The organism is Flavobacterium sp. (genome assembly GCF_043720215.1).
Taxonomy (GTDB): domain Bacteria; phylum Bacteroidota; class Bacteroidia; order Flavobacteriales; family Flavobacteriaceae; genus Flavobacterium.
In genome coordinates this window covers 1-21,142 of record NZ_JAYSSZ010000261.1, presented here as the reverse complement: position 1 = coordinate 21,142, position 21,142 = coordinate 1, and the positions used below count along the sequence as shown (strand labels likewise).

The window sequence follows — 21,142 nt, the reverse complement described above, 5'->3', positions numbered from 1 at the left end:
TCGCTTTTGATTTTTTTTATATAAATTATGATAAGGCCTATCACAGAAAGGATTGCAATCAAAGTAAAAATCCATTTCAATTTGGTTTGATTGTCACTTTCATCTTTAACTTCTAACAAGTCAATTTTGTGAAGTTGATCTATTGCATCAATTTTTTTACTATTTAGTTTTCGCTGTCCTTCATTACATTTTTGATAATGAAAATTAGATAGTGCCAATTTGTTCATAGCCTTATAATTATCTGCCAATAAAGAATCTATAACAACCCTATTTTCGACAGAAATAGGAATGTTATTTTTATTACTCACAATTTCTTTTAAAAGTAAAATTGCTTTATCACTTTGTTTTTGCAATGAGAATAGTTTGGATTTACTGATTAAAATTAACCTTTTCATTTCAAAAAAATCATCTTTTTGCGCTAGAAACAAAGCTTTGTCGAAGGACTTTTCTGCAATTTCATACTTTTTTTTATAAGTATAAATAAGCCCTTCTTCGTGGTAAAAATGCATTTCAAACTCTTCTAATTTTAAATTTTTAGCTTCTGAAATGCTTTTTTTAGAATAAACAAGGGCTGAATCTGGTTGATTCAGCTTCAAGAATGTTTTAGTAATACTCAATTGAATCCCTAATAAAGTTAGCGCCTCAAAGTCTTTGTTTCTGAGACTTTTTTTAAAGATTGCTAATGCCTCATTATACTTTCCAATCTCATAATAAACATTTCCTCGTTTGTTTGTTATATAATCATACGCTTTTTTATTACCATTCTTTTTTGCAAGTTTCAAACATTCATCATACAGAAGCAAAGCGCCATTAAAGTCATATTCTGTAAATAAATAACTGGCTTTATTTATTTTATAATTTAAAACTAATTCTTGATTATTAATGGCACTTGCTTTATCAATAGCCTTTTTAAAATAAAAAATAGCACTGTCCTTTTGAGAAATAGTGCCGCACAATTCAGCTAAAAGATAATAAGCATTACTTTCTTCTTTATTGTCATTTAATTTACGGGCGATTTTTAAAAACTTATGAGAATATAATTTTGCTTTTTGAGGATTTTGATCAAAATTATTATAAATGGAGTCCTTAAATGATTCCAATTTATTTTGGCTTTGCATAGTATTTACAAAAAAAAAGGCAATTATAACACAAAAAAACTTCGTCGCTCGAATCATACGTTTTAGTTTATAAAATTCTGTAAAACAAAGTTTTACATCAAAAAAAAATAAAAAATAATAGCCTAAATTTATAAATTTTAGTCTAACTGTTTGTTGTAAATACAATTATTATATTATTTTTGATACAAACATAAAAGAAATTAAGAAATGAAAAAAAATAAATTCAATAAATTAAACTTTAATAAGTTGTCAATCACAGAATTAAATACCGAAAAAATCAATAAAATTTTTGGAGGAAGTAATGATAATGAATTAGAATATGTTGAGACATCAATTAAAGCACTTTTTACTCAAACAGGACCAAAAGAAATTTTTTCTACAAGGTGTTAGATAAATTTTTTTGCTACTAATTTTTGATGTTTTTGATTCTTAAATTTGATAAGTAAAAAAATTAACGTTACACAAATTAGCATAAATGTTTTTTAATAAGGCAAAATTTAATTAAATCCGTTTAACTCGAAGGGTTTTACAAATAAAAAATAAACTAGAAATGAAAAAAAATAAATCTAATAAATTAAACTTTACTAAGTTGTCAATCATAGAATTAAATACCGAAAAAATCAGTAAAATTTTTGGAGGTAGTGATAGTAAAGAATCAAAATATGATAATGATAGTATTACAACAATGATTGAAATGACCTATACTCAAACTGGTCCAAAAGAAAGATTTTCAACAAACTGTTAGAGTTTAAATTAAAACAATAAGTCAAATTTACATTGATTAAAAAATAGTTTAATCATTAAAAATAAATTCTTATAAACGGCATAAAAGCATTACTGTATACATTATCGTCCTCGTTAAACAAAACATTATATCTAGCACCAATTGTTATGTTATTTGCGCGATAACCTGCACCAAGAAATAATCCTGTGTTCCAGAAATGTCTTGACGGAATCTGAAAAAAAGGATCAAATCTAGTGTTTACTTTAAGCTGTTCTAGTTCTACCGACAGCTGAATTTGCTCGATTGGATTTATCAATCCTATTAAGCTTCCTCCATAAATAAAAGAATTATAGTTGTCTTTTACAGAAACATAACTTCCCTGCAAACCAACTCCTAGAGAAACATATTTATTCAAATTATAAATAGCACTTGGAGCAACAGTAATGTCAGTAAAACCACCACCTACATTCAGTCCTAAACCACCGCCTATTTGAACTTTTTTCCAAAACTCACTTTTTACTCGTTCTGGTTTTTGAACACTAACAGAATCTTGCGACAAACCATTAAGCGAAAAAGAAAATAAAACTAAAAACAAATAGAATCTGATGTTCTTTTTTGAGCTATTAATAATCATAGAATAGAAGTCTTAAATATTACACTATAAAAGTATAAAAAAAGGGAACGTATTTGTAGTAAATGTTATATTTTTGCCTATAATTTTTTAAACTAAAGCTCATTTAAACAAATATATGGATAGGTTTTCATTTTTAAATGCCGCACACACTGCTTTTTTTGCAGATTTATATGATCAATATTTACAAAATCCTGATAGTGTAGAACCAAGTTGGAGAAGTTTTTTTCAAGGATTTGATTTTGCCAACGAATTTGGAAATAGTCCAGTCGAACAATTGTCTTCTATGGCAAATGGGGACTCAGGAAGTACAGTTGTGTCTGATAAATTGCAAAAAGAGTTTAATGTTTTAAAGCTAATTGACGGATATAGAACTCGTGGTCACTTGTTTACCGAAACAAATCCTGTTCGAGACAGAAGAAATTATTATCCGACTTTAGATATAGAAAATTTTGGATTATCTAATGCAGATTTAAGGACTGTTTTTGATGCAGCTAAAGTTTTAGGACATAAGCCATCGACTCTTCAAGAAATATTAGATCACCTCAAGAACGTATATTGCCAACACATTGGTATCGAATATATGTACATGAGAAATCCAGAAGTTATTCAGTGGGTTCAAGACAGATTAAATATTAATGATAATCTTCCAAATTTTGATAACCAACAAAAGAAGATTATACTTGAAAAACTAAATGAAGCTGTTTCTTTCGAAAACTTCTTACATACAAAATATGTAGGCCAAAAACGTTTTTCTCTTGAAGGCGGAGAATCTATAATTCCCGCAATTGATGCTCTAATTGAAGCTGCAGCAGATAAAGGAGTAGAACAATTTGTTATGGGAATGGCACATCGTGGTCGTTTGAATGTTTTAGCAAATATTTTCAGAAAATCAACTCAAGATATATTTTCAGAATTTGATGGTAAAGATTACGATCAAGAATATTTTGATGGAGACGTAAAATACCATTTAGGATTAACATCTGATAGGAAAACACGTTCAGGAAAACACATCAATCTTAATCTAGCACCCAACCCTTCGCATTTAGAAACTGTTGGAGCTGTTATTGAAGGAATTACGCGTGCCAAACAAGACAAATATTTTCCAGATGATTTTTCGAAAGTATTGCCTATTGCTGTTCATGGAGATGCTGCAATTGCCGGACAAGGAATTTTGTACGAAATTATTCAAATGGCTCAACTTGATGGATATAAAACAGGTGGTACCATTCATATTGTAATTAACAATCAAGTTGGTTTTACTACAAATTATTTAGATGCACGTTCATCTACTTATTGTACAGATATTGCAAAAGTAACGCTTTCGCCAGTATTACATGTTAATGCAGATGATGCTGAAGCTGTTGTTCACGCCATGCTTTTTGCTTTAGATTTCAGAATGCAATTTGGCCGTGACGTGTTCATCGATTTATTAGGATACAGAAAATACGGTCATAACGAAGGAGACGAGCCTCGTTTTACACAACCATTATTATACAAAATCATTGCAAAACATAAAAATCCTCGTGATATTTATGCTGAAAAATTAATTACTCAAAACGTAATCGATGGTAATTTTGTAAACGATTTAGAAAAAGCATATAAGCAAGATTTAGATGACAATCTTGAAGCTTCACGCAAAAAATCTCTGACAATCATTACGCCATTTATGCAAAATGAATGGACAGGATTTGCTCAAGTTTCAGACGATGTGATGCTACAAAAAGTAGATACTAAATTCGATAAAAAAGAATTAGACGCCATTCTAGAAACTATTTCGACATTGCCATCTGACAAGAAATTTATCAATAAAATTTCAAAAATTGTTACTGATAGAAAAACAATGTACAACAACAATGCCATCGATTGGGGAACGGCAGAAGCACTAGCTTACGGTTCACTATTAACCCAAGGTTATGATGTTAGAATTTCTGGACAAGATGTCGAAAGAGGAACTTTTTCGCATCGTCACGCTGTTGTAAAAGTTGAAGATTCGGAAGAAGAAGTTGTTTTATTAAACAATATAAAAGGAAAGAAAGGAAAATTCAATGTTTTTAATTCACACCTTTCAGAATATGGAGTTTTAGGATTCGATTATGGTTATGCTTTAGCAAATCCTAACGCATTAACTATTTGGGAAGCACAATTTGGAGATTTCAGTAATGGAGCCCAAATCATGATTGACCAATACATTTCATGTGGCGAAGACAAATGGAACAACCAAAACGGTATTGTTCTATTGTTGCCTCACGGATACGAAGGGCAAGGCGCAGAGCATTCTTCAGGAAGAATGGAACGATACTTACAACTTTGTGCTAGACATAATATGGTCGTTGCCGATTGTACAACACCAGCCAATTTCTTTCACTTATTGAGAAGACAAATGGTCACTAAATACCGCAAACCATTAGTTGTTTTCACACCAAAAAGTTTGCTACGTGATCCAAGATGTGTTTCTACACAAGACGAAATTGCAAATGGGCAGTTTCAAGAAACCATTGATGATGTTTTAGTGCCAAAAGCAGATGTGAAAACATTAGTTTTCTGTACAGGAAAATTCTACTACGACATCACTGCCGAAAGAGAAAACTTAAAAAGAAACGATGTTGCAGTGGTTAGAATTGAACAGTTATTCCCACTACCAGTAGAACAACTAAAAGAAATTATAGCAAAATATCCAAATGCAAACGATTATGTTTGGGCACAAGAAGAGCCTAAAAATATGGGAGCTTATAGCTTTATGCTAATGAATTTTGATTTAGTAAAATGGAGATTGGCATCGCTAAAAGCATATGCAGCACCTGCGGCAGGAAGTTACACACGAGCAAAACGTCGTCACGCCGATGCCATTAGAATGGTTTTTGACAAGAATTTGTTTCAATAGTTTTAAAATATAAACTCATCATTTAAAATAATATACAATGATTTTAGAAATGAAAGTCCCATCACCAGGGGAATCAATAAAAGAAGTTGAAATCGCAACTTGGTTAGTAAAAGACGGCGATTATGTAGAAAAAGATCAAGCCATTGCTGAAGTAGATTCGGACAAAGCAACATTAGAATTACCAGCAGAAGCTAGCGGAATTATTACCCTAAAAGCAGAAGAAGGAGATACAGTTGCTGTAGGAGCAGTAGTTTGTTTAATCGATACAGATGCTGCAAAACCAAATGGTGCAACTCCAGTTGCTGAAACTAAACCTGCTACTGAAGTTAAAAAAGAAGAAGTAAAAGTAGCTCCAGCAGCTACAATAACATATGCAACTGGTACTCCATCACCAGCGGCTAAAAAAATATTAGACGAAAAGAACATACAACCTTCTGACGTTGTTGGCACTGGAAAAGGTGGTAGAATAACTACCGAAGATGCTGTAAATGCAACACCATCTATGGGAACGCCAACAGGAGGTTCCCGTGGCTCAGAACGCACAAAATTATCAATGTTGCGTCGTAAAGTTGCCGAACGTTTAGTTGCTGCTAAAAACGAAACTGCTATGTTAACTACGTTCAACGAAGTAAACATGACACCTATAAACAACATTCGTAACGAATACAAAGACGCATTCAAAGCAAAACATAATGGTGTTGGATTAGGTTACATGTCATTCTTTACTAAAGCAGTAACAAGAGCGTTACAGTTATTTCCAGATGTCAATTCAATGATGGATGGCGATTATAAAGTGGCGTATGATTTTGCAGATATTTCAATTGCGGTTTCTGGACCAAAAGGATTAATGGTTCCTGTTGTTCGCAACGCTGAACTATTAACTTTTAGAGGTGTGGAAGCGGAGATTAAACGTTTGGCTATTCGTGCGCGTGATGGTCAAATTACAGTAGATGATATGACTGGCGGGACTTTTACTATTACAAATGGTGGCGTTTTCGGAAGTATGTTGAGTACTCCAATTATTAATCCTCCACAATCTGGAATTTTAGGAATGCACAACATTATTGAACGTCCGATTGCCGTAAATGGTCAAGTAGAAATTCACCCAATGATGTATGTTGCACTTTCTTATGATCACAGAATTATTGATGGTCGTGAGTCAGTAGGTTTCTTAGTAGCGGTTAAAGAAGCTTTAGAAAACCCATTAGAATTATTGATGGATAACAATCCTAAGAAAGCTTTCGAGTTGTAGTATTCCGAATATATGATTATAAAAAAAATCCCAAAACAAATTTGTTTTGGGATTTTTTTTATTTTAAACGCAACCTTTTAGTTGTTTTCGTATCTTTAAGAGACTAAACAAATAAATTAATAAAATGAAGCAGTTTATATTACTATTGGTATTTGTAACAATTTTTATAGGATGTAGTGTAGGAGAAGATAACAATCCTAAATTTCATTTAGAATTATTACCTATAGACAGTGCTGTTCTCCCTCTTGAATTTAAAAAAGATAGTATTTATGAACTACCTTTTAATTATATTCGACCAAGTACTTGTCATATTTATGAGGGGTTTTATTATGAACGAAACTTAAATATTAGAACAATTGCCATTCAAACTAGTGTTATTGAACAAGATAATTGTACGACAGCAACAGTAAATCCAATTACACAGATATTACAGTTTAAACCCACAACAGAAACGAGTTACATCTTTAAACTCTGGAAAGGGAAAGATGCAAATGGAGTAGATATTTATGAAGAAATTACAATTCCAGTTATACCATAAAATAATTTAAATTTGAGTTTACCCGCACTCATACAAGGATGTCTAGAAAAAAATACCAAGTCGCAAGAACAATTATACCAGCTGTATTCGGGTAAATTGTTTTCTGTTTGCTTGAAGTACTCAAGAAATTATGCCGAAGCGGAAGATAATCTTCAAGATGGTTTTTTAATTATTTTTGATAAAATAGGGCAATACAAATTTGCAGGTTCGTTTGATGGTTGGGCAAAAAGAGTAATGGTAAATCACGTTTTACAACAGTATCGAAAGACACCGTTTTTAGAGCTTGTAAATGATGTTGTTGATGATGCATCAGTAGAAATAGATGACGAAAATATAAGTTTAGATTTTTTGCTAAAAATCATTCAAGAATTGCCAGATAGGTATAGGTTAGTGTTTAATTTGTATGTTATGGATGATTATTCGCACAAAGAAATTGCCGAAATGCTAGGAATTACAATTGGAACCAGCAAATCTAATTTGGCTAGAGCCAAAATGTCACTAAAAGATAAAATAGACAAATCACAAGAAAAAATATTTCCATCTGCAAAATGAGCGAAAGAAAAAATATAGAACGTTTGTTCCAAGAAAAATTTAAGGATTATGAAGCCACGCCTTCCTCACAGGTTTGGGAAAACATCGCTTCAAAACTTGAAAAAAAAGAAAGCAAAAAACGAGTTATTCCGTTTTGGTTTAATGTAAAAGCTGCAGGAATTGCCGCCGCATTTATATTGGGTATTTTTACAGTAAATAACTATACAAATTCATCTAGCTTTAATAAAAATAACAATAATTCTAAGACTTTAGTTTCAATAGAAAACAACGAAAAAAAACCATTAAAAACAGATATTGAAAACCCTGAAAAGAGTAAAATTTTAAACACAAAAAATCCAATAGTTCAGAATCAAAAAAATTACAATTCGACGACAAATAACAATGTATCAGAAAATAGTATTTCAAATCAAAATAAGTCAATAGTTGAAAATCAGAATGACGAAATAATAAAGAATGAGAAGTCAGATAAAAAGAATGTTATTTCAAACAAGGAAAATGCAAGTTCGACTTCAAAAAAAGGCCAAACGTATTCGAAATATAAATCAAGAAACACAAGTTTAGCTTCATCTGAAATTACATCAGAATCGGATACTAAAAGTAAAAACAAACTGCATTATTCTAGTAAAACTAAAAGAACAAACTCTCATAAAAATAAAGACCAATTTCAAAATTCTGCAAACGAAATTGCCACTAATTCTGCAAACGAAAATTCAAGAGACAGAAAATCAAACTCGAGCGTTAGCGAACAGGCGAAGCAAACTTTAATTTCTAGTGTAATTAAGAGCTCAGAGTCTGATAATTCTTCACCTGTTTTAGCTCAAAACAATGTATCTACAAAAACAAATTCTTCTGCTGATTCAGATGAAAATTCAAAAAAGAAAGTCGATAATTTATCTAGTAACAGCAATAATTCATCGATTGCAAATACAGCAATACAAAAGCAGAATTTTTCGGAAATCATTCTAAAAGATTCAATAATTGTTGCTGTTGTTGAAGAAAATCCTCTGGACAAAATCCTGAAGGAGAAAGAAATTAAAGATATAAAAGAAGAAAAAATTGTTGAAAACAGTCAGAAATGGAAAGTAAAGCCTAATGTTGCGCCTTTGTTTATGAGTGCTACACAAGGATCTCCAATAGACAATCAGTTTGCAGATAATGCTAAAAATTTCGAAAATAATTTGAGTTTAGGTTTCGGGATTGATTATGCTGTTACTAATAAAATTTCTATTAGAACTGGAATCAATAAATTCGATTTTAGCTATAGCACAAACGATATTGTTTATTATGCTAATATTTCTGCTAAAAACTCAAGCTCTTCAAGTAATCTAAAAACAATAGATGTTACACCAGAAGCTAGAAACATGGTTATTGAGGATAAAAAATCGACTTCATCTCAAGAAATTGCGATTCAGACCAAAGACGAAGGATTATTAAACCAAAAAACGGGTTATGTTGAAGTTCCTGTTGAAGTATCGTATAAATTATTGGATAAAAAATTCGGGATTCAAGTAATTACAGGATTTAGTTCGCTATTTCTAAACGAGAATGAAGTTTCTGTTGTTTCTTCTGGGCTTACAACTATTGTGGGAGAAGCTAATAATTTAAATAAAGTCCATTTTAGTACTAATATTGGATTGGGTTTTAAGTATAGTTTTTGGAAATCATTTGAAGCAAATTTTGAACCAACATTTAAGTATCAAATTAATACATTTAACGCTAATTCTGGAGGATTTAAACCGTATCTAATAGGGCTATATTCTGGAATAAGCTTCAAGTTTTAAGCTATTTTGCTTCACCTTTTTTAGTTAAGTTGCCGTTGTTAGAAATAGCAACAAGTGGGAAAGTGCCTCGCCAGGGCACTTTTTTATTTTCAGATCTGTTCGAAACCACTTTTAAACTTGATTATTAGTAGAAATTATTTATTTTCTATAAGTGCAAAAAAATCACTCAAACTAATTTCAAAATACTCACATATTTTAGATAATGTAGAAATGGTTATGTTTTGTTTGCCTTGTTCAATTCTGGCTAAATGTATACCCGTATCAAAATAAAATACCTCTAAAGTGATTTTTTTAGATTTCCTAATGTCTTTTATGCAAAGCACAATCTTATTAAGAAGGTCGATATTTTGAAATTGCTTTGGCATAGTGCAATCTCAATATACCGATTCAAAAAAATAATTAAATATTTGTCATTATTTTAAAAAAATGTTTTAGATTCGAAACAATAAAATTATTCCTACATTCATTTATAGCCAAGTGCACGTGGTAAAATTAAATTATGTTAGGAAATTTTAAAAATTAGTAACAAATAAAAAATTTAAAACATGAAAAATTTAAAATCATTAAACTTAGGAAAAAGTTTAAACAGAGCAGAAATGAAATCTATTTCGGCGGGTTTGCAAAACATGCCTTCTTGTTCTTGTTCAGCAGGTACAGCTGGAACACTTACATTTTGTGGTTGTCAGGATTTTTGTAATAGTGTACCTGGTTGTTAAGTTATTAAAAAGTTTATTATTTGGAGCTGATACTTTCAGCTCCAATTTTAATACATATAAAAAAATTTTTAAATAGAATAAAAGATATCTCAAATAGTAATAGATTTATATTTGAGAAAAAAATAACACAAACAGATGAAAACTATTTTATTATCAGTACTATTTTTACTAGCCAATTTATGCAATTCGCAATCTAAACCCGTTACTATTATTGGGAATATGCCACAACAGTACGGAGGTAATTATGTGAGTTTTTGTAAGCCAATAGGAAAATACGCTGCTGCAACATCTTATATAAACCCTAAAGATACTGCGGTACTAAAAAACGATAAATTCATAAAAAATCTAGCCATTTCAGGACCAGGGCTTATTTATGTTTATGAAAAACCTTTCATTGGAATGATTAGCACACGTTTTTTTGCAGTACCAGGGGACACTATAGTTATAGAAAGACAAAATGGCGAAATTATTTTTAAAGGGAAGAATGCCATAGTAAACAAAATGTACAGTGATATAAAATTAGGACCTGTAGCATTTAGTGGTGAAGTATCTGATATATTTAAGAATAATACGAATGCAGATAAAATAATAGCAGAGATAAAGGATAAAGAAGCAGCATATTTAAAAATTTATAATGACTTTTTCCTAAAAAAACAAATTTCAAAATCTTGTTTAGAATACACTAAAATAGTGATGGAACAAAGCATAGATGGGTTAGCATTTAATGTTGCTATGTATGACGAATTTAGAGCGCAGTTTCAAATCACGAAAGAAGAAGCTAATAAGCTTGCTGATTATTTTAATTTGAAATATATTCCTTATAAAGAAGATAATTTAAGATCACTTTTTTTTACGGGTATAATCAAGAAAACAGCCTTATATTTAGAAGGTAAATCTATAAAGGAAAACAAAAAAACAAAGAGATTTTGGAATCAGTTTGACACTATATTTAATTCTAGAGGAGGAGCTTTTGGAGTTATTGATTATATTGAATATGAAGATTACAAAGAAACATTCATAGGACAGGTTTTTCTTGACTTAATAAAAAGCTATGATAACGAGAAAACTGTAAAATACAAAGATTTAGTTTTAGTTTACAAAGCTTATGTAGAAAAATTTCCGAATAGCCCTTATATTATACCTATTTCTGAAAGTATAATGAACATCGCTTTAAATAATTTAAGTACCAATACTACTAATGTTGCAAAATCAGAACCTAAAATTGCATTAGGAAATCTTGCTATTTATGGTACAACATTAGATCCTGTTGGCTCTGCGCCTTTTGCACAACCTAATCAGTCATTAGCAGATGCTCTTGCTGAAAAATTCCCTAATCAAGATTTATTTATTGATTTATGGGCTACATGGTGTGGACCTTGTATTCAGCAATTCCTATACAATAAAGACTTGCATTCTTTTTTAGACACCAAGAATATAAAAACACTATACGTTTCTTTTGATAAAGAAGAAGAAACAGCAAAATGGGAAAAATATATACAAGATTATAATCTTACAGGCTATCATTTTTTAGCAAACAAAGCCTATCAAGAAAAGTTTCTAAACCCGTTAAGTGCATATATTCCAAGATATTTTGTATATAACTCCAAAACTAAAGAATTGAAGCAATTAGAAGGCTTGCCAAAAGAAAAAGAAACTTTTTATGCTAACATAACTAAAGCCTTAGCTACAAAATAAACCCAATAAAATGACCGAAAATTTTCCCTTCCTTTTTCATTATCTGAAAAAGGAAAAAATAACTATTGACCAAACTGAATTTCTTTTTCAAGTACAATCACACGCCAGTTATCCATCTCTTTTAGCAATAAGCGATACTTTAAATTTCTTGAAAATTAGCAATCTTGCTACAAGATTAGAGAGCGAAGATCTAGTTCATTTGCCAAATACTTTTGTTGCTTTGATTCAAGAAAAAGTGGACAACCCTTTTTTAGCCTTTGTGGAGCGCAAAGAAAATGGTTTTCAGTATTCGAAAGAAGGTAAATCAAATATTGTTTCAAACAAAAAGTTTGAAGGAATGTTTCAAAACATTGTTTTACTGGCTGAAAAAGAAGAAAACGAATTGGTGTCAAAAAAATCTAACAATTTATTAGTTTTTAGTTTAGTTTTTCTTGGGTTAATTTATTTGTTTTTAGTTTTTGCAACTGGCTTTTCTTTACTAACATTTCTTTTTGTTTGTTTTGCGACAGTTGGCGTTTATTTATCTGTAGAAGCTATTTCTCACGAATTTGGAATTCAAACAAAATTTTCGGAGGCAGTCTGTACTATAACTACAAACTCTGATTGCGATGCGGTGATTAATGCTAAAAAATCACGGTTTTTAGAAAATTTTAGCTTTAGCGAAGCGAGTATTACTTTTTTTAGCGCTCAATTATTGGGTTTGTTATTATTTGCAATAGCCAATCAGTTAAATAGTTTTTACAATATAACACTTGTATTGTTACTATTTTCAATTCCTATAACCCTTTTTTCGTTCTACCAACAAATTGTTGTTGCAAAAAAATGGTGTCCTATTTGTTTGGTAATTATTTGCATCATTTATGCTGAAATAGTAAGTCTTTTGATTTATACAAATTTTAGTTTTGCAATAAACACAATGGCAATCGCTTACTTTTTATTAGTTTTAATAGGTTCTCATATAGCATCGGTATTTCTAAAAAGTATCGTCAAGAGAAATCTTAATTTTAAGGCAATAATAAGTGAAAACAATCGATTCAAAAGAAAATATTCGTTGTTTAAAATGGCTCTATTAGCTTCTGATGTTGTAAATAATAAAATAATTACTTCAAATAATATTTTTCTTGGTAATCCAGAAGCCAAACTGAAAATCACGGTTGTTTCTAGCCCCTTTTGCGGTCATTGTAAAGAGATGCATAAAATAATTGAAGAAATACTAGACTTACATAAAGACAAAGTTTGTTTCGATTTGCATTTCAATTTTGATGTTTCAAAGAATAATGAAAAATCAAAAATAGTGCATCAAAAATTAGTTCAAATTTATTTCAATGAAGGTCAAGATGTTTTTGCAAAAGCCCTTCACGATTGGTTTGAAAATAAAGAAGAAGACAAATTGCTGCTGAAGTCAACTTCTAAAATAACGGATTTAAAAACTAACGAAATTCTAAATCAGCAATTTTCTTGGAATCAGGAAAATAAAATAACGTATACGCCAGCCATTATTATAAATAATCACCTTTTCCCGTACGAATATGATAGAAATGATTTGATTTATTTTATAAATGATTTAGAAGATGATGCATTATAAATTATTTTCTGCTTCAAAAGCGATTAGCTGATTGTAAATAATAGTTCTTGCCTCTTCTCGTATTGCTTTTTTGTGCTCATGAACTCTGTTTTGAGTTTCGATAAAAGAATGAATTTTCACACGCATTAATCCTGGGCTTCCGCTAAAAATAGTATAAGAATAGCGTTCTTTATTATCTGCAAATGTCATAGGAACAATAGGTAATTTATGATCAATCGCAAGATTGAAAGCTCCGTTTTTAAATTCAGCAAGAATTACTGACTCATCATCAGGAACTATTCCTTCAGGGAAAATGCAAATACTTAACCCTTGATCAATCCTTTTTTGCGCTCTATTATATACAGCAGCTCTGCTTTTAGGGCTGTCTCGATCTACCATGATAGCAGCTCTTTTGAATAAAAACCCAAATATTGGAATCTTAACTAATTCCTTTTTCCCTACAAAAACAAATGGGTTTTTTGTTGCAAGCAGCATTAACATCACATCTGTCATCGATGTGTGGTTTGCAATAAACATATAGCTTTTGCCAGGAATTATTTCTTGTTCAGCTTCTATCTTATAATAAAAACCCATACCAAATAAAACAAACTTTGCCCAAAAACGAGCTATTTTAAAAAAATAGGGATACCATGTTTCCTTCAATAGCGAAACAAACAAAATTGGGAACATTACGATGATAGGAACTATCATAAGAATGTAAAACCATACTCGCCAAAGACACCAAAAAATAATTTTAAATAATTTCATATCGCCAAAAATAAGGAATTGCTTTCTAAATTTGATAAAAGAATTAACTTTGTGAAAACTTATCTATACTAAGTAATAAAATAAATACAACTCTTTGTGAACTTTGCGAACTCTCTGTGAACTTTGTGGTTAAAAAAGATATAAAATGGCTAGAATACTTACAGGAATACAAAGTACAGGAACACCACATTTAGGAAATTTATTAGGAGCAATTATTCCTGCGATTGAATTGTCAAACAAACCAGAAAACGAATCTTTTCTTTTTATTGCCGATTTGCATTCGATAACTCAAATAAAAGACGGAAAAACACTAAAAGAAAATACGTATAGCACAGCAGCGGCTTGGCTGGCTTGTGGTTTAGATATAAATAAAGTTGTTTTTTACCGTCAAAGCGATGTACCACAAACTGCAGAGTTATCTTGGTATTTGAGTTGTTTTTTCCCGTTTCAAAGATTAACATTGGCACATTCTTTTAAGGACAAAGCAGATAGGTTAGAAGATGTAAATGCAGGGTTGTTTACGTATCCTATGCTTATGGCTGCAGATATTTTGTTATATGACGCAAACATTGTTCCTGTAGGAAAAGATCAGTTACAACACATTGAAATCACGCGAGATGTAGCTTCAAGATTTAACCATCAAATGGGAGAAACATTTGTTTTGCCAGAGCCAAAAATTCAGAAGGATACAATGCTTATTCCCGGAACCGATGGTCAGAAAATGAGTAAATCAAGAAACAATATTATCAATATTTTTTTGGACGATAAAGCATTACGCAAACAAGTAATGACAATAGAAACCGATAGCACATCACTTGAAGATCCTAAAAACCCTGAAACTTGCAATATTTTTGGATTGTACAAATTATTAGCTTCTGAATCACAAATTGAGAAAATGCTCTTAAACTATAAAAATATAAATCGTGATTATGGTTACGGGCACGCTAAACAAGCTTTGTTTGAATTGATTGTTGAGAGATTTTCGACGGAAAGAGAAAAATATAATTATTATATGAATAATTTACCTGAACTGGAAAACGCATTGAAAGCTGGAGCTAAAAGAGCTGCGAATGTTGCAAATGGTGTTTTAAGCAAAGTAAAGTCTAAATTAGGATTTGAATAAATTTTAACAAAATGTACGGGAAAACCGTATTTTTTTTTAAAACCGTAGAATTATCTTAGCCCATTCTAAAAAAAATGAATAGGGTTTATGTGTTTTAGCTTAAGGAAATATAACTTTTTATTTGTACTGCTCTTTTTGTTGTTTCTTAACAATAAAGGTGTCAATGTTAATAGGCATAAAAATTCCAATAATCTTATTAAGTCAGTAGATTATAAGTTTAAAACTAAATCCATTGAAATCCCTGAAGAAGTTAACGTCAAAGGTAATATTAAGATAAAAAAAATCCGTATTACTGTTAAAACAATAAGAACGATTAAAGCTACAGAAATTCTTTTAGTGTAAGTTTTAAAATTTTTGAACTTTCTGTATTTTTTATTTTTAGACTACCAAATTCAGTCAAGCAGAAATTTTAAAAACAATTGGTATTGGTAACAATTCTGTTATTTCTTACAATAATGATTAGAGTTTTCGAAAGGATATTTTTTGTCTAAATCAATATTATTGAAGCTTTGATTATTTCCCCAAGAAAAATATTTCTCGTAGTATGGTAGGAATTTATTAGTTTTTATTTTCTCTAAAAAATAAATTTCATGCTCTTTCTCTTTTATTCCCATATCGTAAAGTAACTTGTCATAATCACTAATTTCAAGAGAATTAAAGTATTGTCTCATTCTGAAATATTCACAAACATTGCCGCTTTCTAATCTCCCAGCAAAATAAAAAGGCATAAACCAGCCTATGATATGACAGCTTGCAGAAATCACTTTGCCAATAATATAAAACTTGAACTCATAATATTTTGAAATAGAAATATCAAAATCGTTCATGATTTGCAATACTTCCTTGCGGTGCAACCATTCGTCAATTTCTATTTGACGAATTTCTTTTTTCTCCATTTCATCCTTTACAGAAGCAGCATGACCTTGATAAGCAAATGCGGCAGCTTTCTCAGCAGAATAAGCTTTTTTCAGTAAATCGATTAACTGTGGATGATTTAATGTCATTTATTCAATTGCTTTTACGACTTGTTTTTCCGCTTCTTTTCTAGTTCCGTCAAAACCATCAATTCCTGAAACGGTAGTGTATTTTAGAACATATTTTTTTCCTGGATTCATGCGTTGGTATACACTTTGAACCATAAGAGTGGCTTCGTGAAAACCACAAAGAATTAGTTTTAATTTTCCAGGATACGTGTTTACGTCACCTATGGCGTAAATCCCTTCAATATTGGTTTGATAATCTAAAGCATTATTTACTTTTATTGCGTTTTTTTCAATATCTAATCCCCAGTTTGCAATAGCGCCAAGCTTTGGGGTAAGTCCAAAGAGCGGAATAAAATAATCACAAGCAACTGTAGTTCGTGCTGTACCCACTTGAATATCTACCGATTCTATTTTCTCAGAACCACTGAATCCTATTACCTCTCCGGGAGTTACTAGTTTTATTTTACCTTCATTTTTTAGCTCTTGTACTTTTTCTACCGAATCTAAAGCACCACGAAACTCATTTCTACGATGTACTAGTGTTACTTCGGAAGCAACATTAGACAAGAAAATACTCCAGTCTAAAGCTGAATCTCCACCACCAGAAATCACTATTTTCTTATCACGAAATTTCTCAGGATCTTTTACAAAATATTCTACACCTCTATCTTTTTCGTAAAATTCTAAATCTTTTAAAATAGGTTTTCTAGGTTCGAAACTACCTAATCCTCCTGCAATTGCGATAGAATTTGCGTGGTGTTTCGTTCCTTTGTTAGAGGTTACTATAAATGTTCCGTCTTCTAATTTATCAATGGTTTCGGCAGTTTCGTTTAGAGTAAATCCTGGTTGAAATTGCTTAATTTGTTCCATTAAATTATCGACTAAATCGCCTGCTAAAACCGATGGGTAGCCAGGAATGTCGAAAATTGGTTTTTTAGGATATAATTCTGTTAGTTGACCTCCGGGTTGTGGAAGACCATCTATAATATGACATTTTAATTTAAGAAGTCCTGCTTCAAATACTGTAAAAAGTCCAGTTGGACCAGCTCCGATTATTAGTATATCTGTTTCAATCATTTGTTTGTGGTAAAAAGTGTATTCGTTTAAGCTGTAAAGTTCTTGAAACGAGAACTTCTATTTTATGATTTTTATCATTTATGAGTTTGATTTGCGTGAGGGGTAGAGGCGGCATCCTTTTTTGAGGAACGAAAAAAAGATATAGCCGAAAACCCGACCCCGCCATTAAAAGCGGGGTCACGCTCAAGTTTTTATGCTACATTAACCACCGTTTCTATTTGTGGTGCATATTTTTTTATTGTGGTTTCTACACCAGCTCTCATAGTCATCTGACTTACGCTACATGAAGTACAAGCGCCTTGCAAACGTACTTTTACGTGTTTAGAATCCTCTATTGAAACTAATGCAATATCACCACCATCAGAATTCAAAAAAGGTCTGATTTCTTCTAGTGCTTTTTCTACGTTTACTATTAATTCTTCTGGGGTCATAATTTATTTTTTATTTACTGCTGAACAACCAGCCATTGTAGTAATTTTTATCGCTTCGGTAGCTGGTAAATTTTCGTTTCTGGCTACAGTTTCTCTGACTACATTTCTTGTTACTTCTTCGAAAATAGTTTCAATTATTGATGCAGTTTGCAATGCTGCTGGGCGACCGTAATCACCTGCTTCGCGAATGCTCTGTACCAATGGAATTTCTCCTAAAAATGGTACTTGTAAATCTTCTGCAAGATTTTTTGCGCCTTCTTTTCCAAAAATGTAATATTTATTATCAGGTAATTCTTCTGGGGTGAAATACGCCATGTTTTCGATAATTCCTAAAACAGGAACATTGATGCTATCCGATAAAAACATAGAAACCCCTTTCTTAGCATCGGCTAAAGCTACGGCTTGTGGTGTGCTTACAACAACTGCACCAGTTATAGGCAATGATTGCATGATCGATAAATGAATATCTCCTGTTCCTGGTGGTAAATCGATTAACATAAAATCTAGTTCGCCCCAAGCGGCATCAAAAATCATTTGATTTAAAGCTTTTGCAGCCATTGGTCCTCTCCAAATAACGGCTTGACTTGGTGCTGTAAAAAATCCTATAGATAGTATTTTAACTTCGAAACTTTCGACAGGTTTCATTTTCGATTTTCCATCGACTTCAATAGAAATAGGTTTTTCGTTTTCGACATCGAACATGATTGGCATACTTGGTCCGTAAATATCGGCATCTAAAACACCAACTTTGAAGCCCATTTTTGCTAATGTAACGGCTAAATTAGCTGTCACGGTCGATTTTCCTACACCTCCTTTTCCAGAAGCTACGGCAATAATATTTTTGATTCCAGGAATGGCTTTTCCTTTTATTTCGTTTGCTTTTTCGGGAGTTTCAACCTTGATATTTACTTTTACTTTAGCAGTAGCTAAAAAAGCATCTTGTATCAATTTACGAATATCGTCTTCTGCGCGTTTCTTGATATGCATCGCTGGTGTTGAAAGGACTAAATCTACCACAACCTCGTCTCCAAAAGTGATTACGTTAGTTACGGCGCCACTTTCGACCATATTTTTCCCTTCGCCTGCTATAGAAATGGTTTCTAAAGCTTTGAGTATTTCTTTTCTATCTAATTTCATATTGTATCTCTTGTCTTTATTAAGACTGATTTTAGATTGCAAAGATAGTGAAGTAGTTGTAAAGTTTCAAAGTTTGTGAGTTGTAAAATATTGAAGTGTTTTTTGTGATTTTATAAAAATTAGCAAATAATTATAAAATAGTTGAGATAAAAAAAACCGTCTCATTTTTTTAATGAGACGGTTTCTAACTTATTCTAAAAGATTTTTATTGAAAATCTGCGTCTGCAACACCTTCATTTATCTTAATTTCTGTAGTAGTCAATTCTATATCGATTCCTACATTCATTGTAGTTTTGTGAGGCATTTTTACACCTTTTACCTCTTTATAATCACTAAAGTTTGTGGTTTGAGTCATTGTTTGACCGTTTGCTTCACGAACTTCTGAAGTTCCAACTCTTAGTCCAGTAGCTACATCATAAAAATAGGTTTTTTTACCATCTTTTATTCCGTAAGCATCTTTACCGTCTATGTTTTGAATAGGAAGTAGTGTTACGCCAGTTTTAGTTGCTAAAGCTAATTCTGGAAAAGGTTGTGCACTAGCTCTCATTTCTGTGAGTTTTTCACCTTCAATGGCCTTACGTTGACCTTGTTGTTCCATATATCCAACTTTGTCATTAACCATTTGTTTCATCATAGTCATTCCCATAGCGTTCATTTCGACTAACATTTTGCCTTCAGCGGTTTTAACAGATAATTCCATTGGCATTCCTTGAACAGTCGCTGATGATTTTGAAGAAGTAGTTTTTATTGCTTTTACCGATTTTTCTCCACCAATTGCTGCAATATATTTGTCTAAAATAGATTTTACAGTTACATCAGCGCTAGCTTTTTTCTCTTCCGTTTTTGTAGCTGGATTTCCCCATTTATCAAAAAAGAACATTGGAATTTTTAGTTTTTCCAATCCAGGAATTACTTCACTTCCTTTTCCAACAATAACTATACGTGTATTGTCTGCAAGGAAATATTTATTGGCAGCTTTCATAACATCCTCAGTTGTAACTGCATTGATGCTTTTGATGTAGTTTTCGTAGAAATCTGCTGGTAATTTCTGTGTTTCTGTTGCTAATGCATAACGAGCTACAGTTTCAGGTTTTTCAATTTGCATCACAAATTTCCCTATAAAACCAGCCTTTACATTATTTAAAACCTCATTGGTCACTTTTTCTTTACGAATACGTTTTAATTCGTTCATAAACTCAACTACGGCACTATCAGTAACTGCATTACGAACTTGAGATGATGATTTAAATTTTGTTACATATTTGCTTCCAGAAATACTAGAACGTGCTCCATATGTCCAACCGTGTTTTTCACGCAAGTTCATATTCAAGTAACTATTGAAATCGCCTCCTAAAACTTGATTTGCTAATATAGCTGCAAAATAATCTTTGTCCGTCATTTTTAGATTTACAGTATTTACTAAAGAAATTTCAGATTGTACCGCGTTTGGCATATCTACAAAATTAATTTGTGTGTATTGTAAATTCTTTGGGTCTGTATAAGATAATGCTGGTGCAACACCTTTAGACCAAGATTCGAAAGCAGATTCTACTTTAGTTTTAACATCAGCAAATTTAACATCACCAATGACTACTAAATAAGCGTTTTGGGGAACAAAATAACTATTGTAATGCTGAGTTAAATCAGTTAGTGTAACATTGTTTATAGTTTGCTCTGTTAAATATTCTCCTGAAGGATGGTTTTTACCAAAAGTTAAGAAGTTCTCAACTCTTCCTGCAACAGCAGCAACACTTTTTTCATTAGATTTTAATCCTTCGATTAATTTTGCTTTTTCTTTGTCAAATTCAACTTGTGTAAAGTTTGGATTTAAACAGCCTTGAGCCATCAGGTCTAAAACTCTTCCTGCGTATTTAGATAATCCTGTTGCATAAGCTCCATTGGCAGAAAAATTGATGCTTGCTCCTAGAAAATCTATTTCTTCATTGAATACGTCTTTAGAAATTGTTTTAGTTCCTTTGCCCATCATAGCGCTGGTCAAATCATCGATTCCTTTTTTGCTTCCTTCAACAAAAGGACCGTTGTCCAATTGTAGATTAAACGAAACTCTTGGCAATTTACTGTTTTCAACTACCATTACTTTCATTCCGTTAGGTAAAGTAAAGCGTTGTGGTTTTCCAACATTTACCGTTGGAGCTGGTCCTGGTTTA

General features: G+C 31.6%; 20 protein-coding genes. 11 read left to right on the top strand and 9 right to left on the bottom strand.

Annotated elements, in window-relative coordinates; genetic code table 11:
• A partial coding sequence (locus ACHZC3_RS11510; RefSeq protein ID WP_394760001.1) for a tetratricopeptide repeat protein occupies window positions 1-1,100 on the bottom strand: 1,100 nt, incomplete at its 3' end.
• A 225-nt stretch (window positions 1,101-1,325) separates the two neighbouring features.
• Between ACHZC3_RS11510 and ACHZC3_RS11505 the strand changes: the two genes are divergently transcribed.
• Together ACHZC3_RS11505 and ACHZC3_RS11500 are read left to right on the top strand one after the other, a co-directional pair.
• Window positions 1,326-1,508 (top strand): class I lanthipeptide, encoded by a 183-nt coding sequence (locus ACHZC3_RS11505; RefSeq protein ID WP_394759999.1) that lies wholly within the window; start codon window positions 1,326-1,328, stop codon window positions 1,506-1,508.
• 199 nt (window positions 1,509-1,707) lie between these two features.
• Entirely contained in the window at window positions 1,708-1,863 is a 156-nt protein-coding gene (locus tag ACHZC3_RS11500) for a hypothetical protein (RefSeq protein WP_394759998.1), read from the top strand.
• A 55-nt stretch (window positions 1,864-1,918) separates the two neighbouring features.
• Here ACHZC3_RS11500 and ACHZC3_RS11495 read toward each other — a convergent pair whose 3' ends face one another.
• On the bottom strand, window positions 1,919-2,476 hold the full coding sequence (locus ACHZC3_RS11495) for a hypothetical protein (RefSeq protein WP_394759997.1): 558 nt from the start codon (window positions 2,474-2,476) through the stop codon (window positions 1,919-1,921).
• A 115-nt stretch (window positions 2,477-2,591) separates the two neighbouring features.
• On the opposite strand from ACHZC3_RS11495, the gene ACHZC3_RS11490 reads away from it, so the two are divergent.
• From ACHZC3_RS11490 to ACHZC3_RS11470, 5 genes are all read left to right on the top strand, one after another.
• The gene (locus tag ACHZC3_RS11490) at window positions 2,592-5,357 is read left to right on the top strand and encodes a 2-oxoglutarate dehydrogenase E1 component (RefSeq protein WP_394759995.1); all 2,766 of its coding nucleotides are present in this window, start codon (window positions 2,592-2,594) and stop codon (window positions 5,355-5,357) included.
• Window positions 5,358-5,394: 37 nt separating this feature from the next.
• The gene (gene odhB, locus ACHZC3_RS11485) at window positions 5,395-6,609 is read left to right on the top strand and encodes a 2-oxoglutarate dehydrogenase complex dihydrolipoyllysine-residue succinyltransferase (RefSeq protein ID WP_394759994.1); all 1,215 of its coding nucleotides are present in this window, start codon (window positions 5,395-5,397) and stop codon (window positions 6,607-6,609) included.
• A gap of 124 nt (window positions 6,610-6,733) precedes the next feature.
• Window positions 6,734-7,147 carry a hypothetical protein gene (locus ACHZC3_RS11480; protein ID WP_394759993.1) on the top strand — a complete coding sequence of 138 codons (414 nt, stop codon included), beginning with the start codon at window positions 6,734-6,736 and terminating at the stop codon, window positions 7,145-7,147.
• A gap of 12 nt (window positions 7,148-7,159) precedes the next feature.
• Complete coding sequence (locus ACHZC3_RS11475) at window positions 7,160-7,699, top strand: RNA polymerase sigma factor (protein ID WP_394759992.1); 540 nt, start codon at window positions 7,160-7,162, stop codon at window positions 7,697-7,699.
• Window positions 7,696-9,480 carry a hypothetical protein gene (locus ACHZC3_RS11470; RefSeq protein ID WP_394759991.1) on the top strand — a complete coding sequence of 595 codons (1,785 nt, stop codon included), beginning with the start codon at window positions 7,696-7,698 and terminating at the stop codon, window positions 9,478-9,480. The genes ACHZC3_RS11475 and ACHZC3_RS11470 overlap by 4 nt, the downstream gene beginning before the upstream one ends.
• 134 nt (window positions 9,481-9,614) lie before the next feature.
• Here ACHZC3_RS11470 and ACHZC3_RS11465 read toward each other — a convergent pair whose 3' ends face one another.
• Entirely contained in the window at window positions 9,615-9,845 is a 231-nt protein-coding gene (locus ACHZC3_RS11465; protein WP_394759990.1) for a helix-turn-helix domain-containing protein, read from the bottom strand.
• 180 nt (window positions 9,846-10,025) lie between these two features.
• Here ACHZC3_RS11465 and ACHZC3_RS11460 point away from each other — a divergent pair, with 180 nt between their 5' ends.
• The 3 genes from ACHZC3_RS11460 (at window position 10,026) to ACHZC3_RS11450 (ending at window position 13,476) form a co-directional block, all read left to right on the top strand.
• Entirely contained in the window at window positions 10,026-10,196 is a 171-nt protein-coding gene (locus ACHZC3_RS11460) for a hypothetical protein (protein ID WP_394759989.1), read from the top strand.
• Between the two features lie 135 nt (window positions 10,197-10,331).
• Window positions 10,332-11,891, top strand: coding sequence for a TlpA family protein disulfide reductase (locus ACHZC3_RS11455; protein ID WP_394759988.1), 1,560 nt, complete (start codon window positions 10,332-10,334; stop codon window positions 11,889-11,891).
• Window positions 11,892-11,901: 10 nt separating this feature from the next.
• On the top strand, window positions 11,902-13,476 hold the full coding sequence (locus ACHZC3_RS11450; RefSeq protein WP_394759987.1) for a vitamin K epoxide reductase family protein: 1,575 nt from the start codon (window positions 11,902-11,904) through the stop codon (window positions 13,474-13,476).
• On the opposite strand, the gene ACHZC3_RS11445 is transcribed toward ACHZC3_RS11450, so the two are convergent.
• On the bottom strand, window positions 13,471-14,223 hold the full coding sequence (locus ACHZC3_RS11445) for a lysophospholipid acyltransferase family protein (RefSeq protein ID WP_394759986.1): 753 nt from the start codon (window positions 14,221-14,223) through the stop codon (window positions 13,471-13,473). The genes ACHZC3_RS11450 and ACHZC3_RS11445 overlap by 6 nt on opposite strands.
• A 145-nt stretch (window positions 14,224-14,368) precedes the next feature.
• On the opposite strand from ACHZC3_RS11445, the gene trpS reads away from it, so the two are divergent.
• Entirely contained in the window at window positions 14,369-15,346 is a 978-nt protein-coding gene (trpS, locus tag ACHZC3_RS11440; protein ID WP_394759985.1) for a tryptophan--tRNA ligase, read from the top strand.
• A gap of 440 nt (window positions 15,347-15,786) precedes the next feature.
• On the opposite strand, the gene ACHZC3_RS11435 is transcribed toward trpS, so the two are convergent.
• The 5 genes from ACHZC3_RS11435 to ACHZC3_RS11415 all read right to left on the bottom strand — a co-directional run.
• On the bottom strand, window positions 15,787-16,350 hold the full coding sequence (locus ACHZC3_RS11435) for a hypothetical protein (protein WP_394759984.1): 564 nt from the start codon (window positions 16,348-16,350) through the stop codon (window positions 15,787-15,789).
• Entirely contained in the window at window positions 16,351-17,406 is a 1,056-nt protein-coding gene (locus ACHZC3_RS11430) for an NAD(P)/FAD-dependent oxidoreductase (protein WP_394759983.1), read from the bottom strand.
• Between the two features lie 191 nt (window positions 17,407-17,597).
• On the bottom strand, window positions 17,598-17,837 hold the full coding sequence (locus ACHZC3_RS11425) for a NifU family protein (protein ID WP_394759982.1): 240 nt from the start codon (window positions 17,835-17,837) through the stop codon (window positions 17,598-17,600).
• Between the two features lie 3 nt (window positions 17,838-17,840).
• Entirely contained in the window at window positions 17,841-18,974 is a 1,134-nt protein-coding gene (locus ACHZC3_RS11420; RefSeq protein ID WP_394759981.1) for a P-loop NTPase, read from the bottom strand.
• Between the two features lie 205 nt (window positions 18,975-19,179).
• A partial coding sequence (locus tag ACHZC3_RS11415) for a M16 family metallopeptidase (protein ID WP_394759980.1) occupies window positions 19,180-21,142 on the bottom strand: 1,963 nt, incomplete at its 5' end.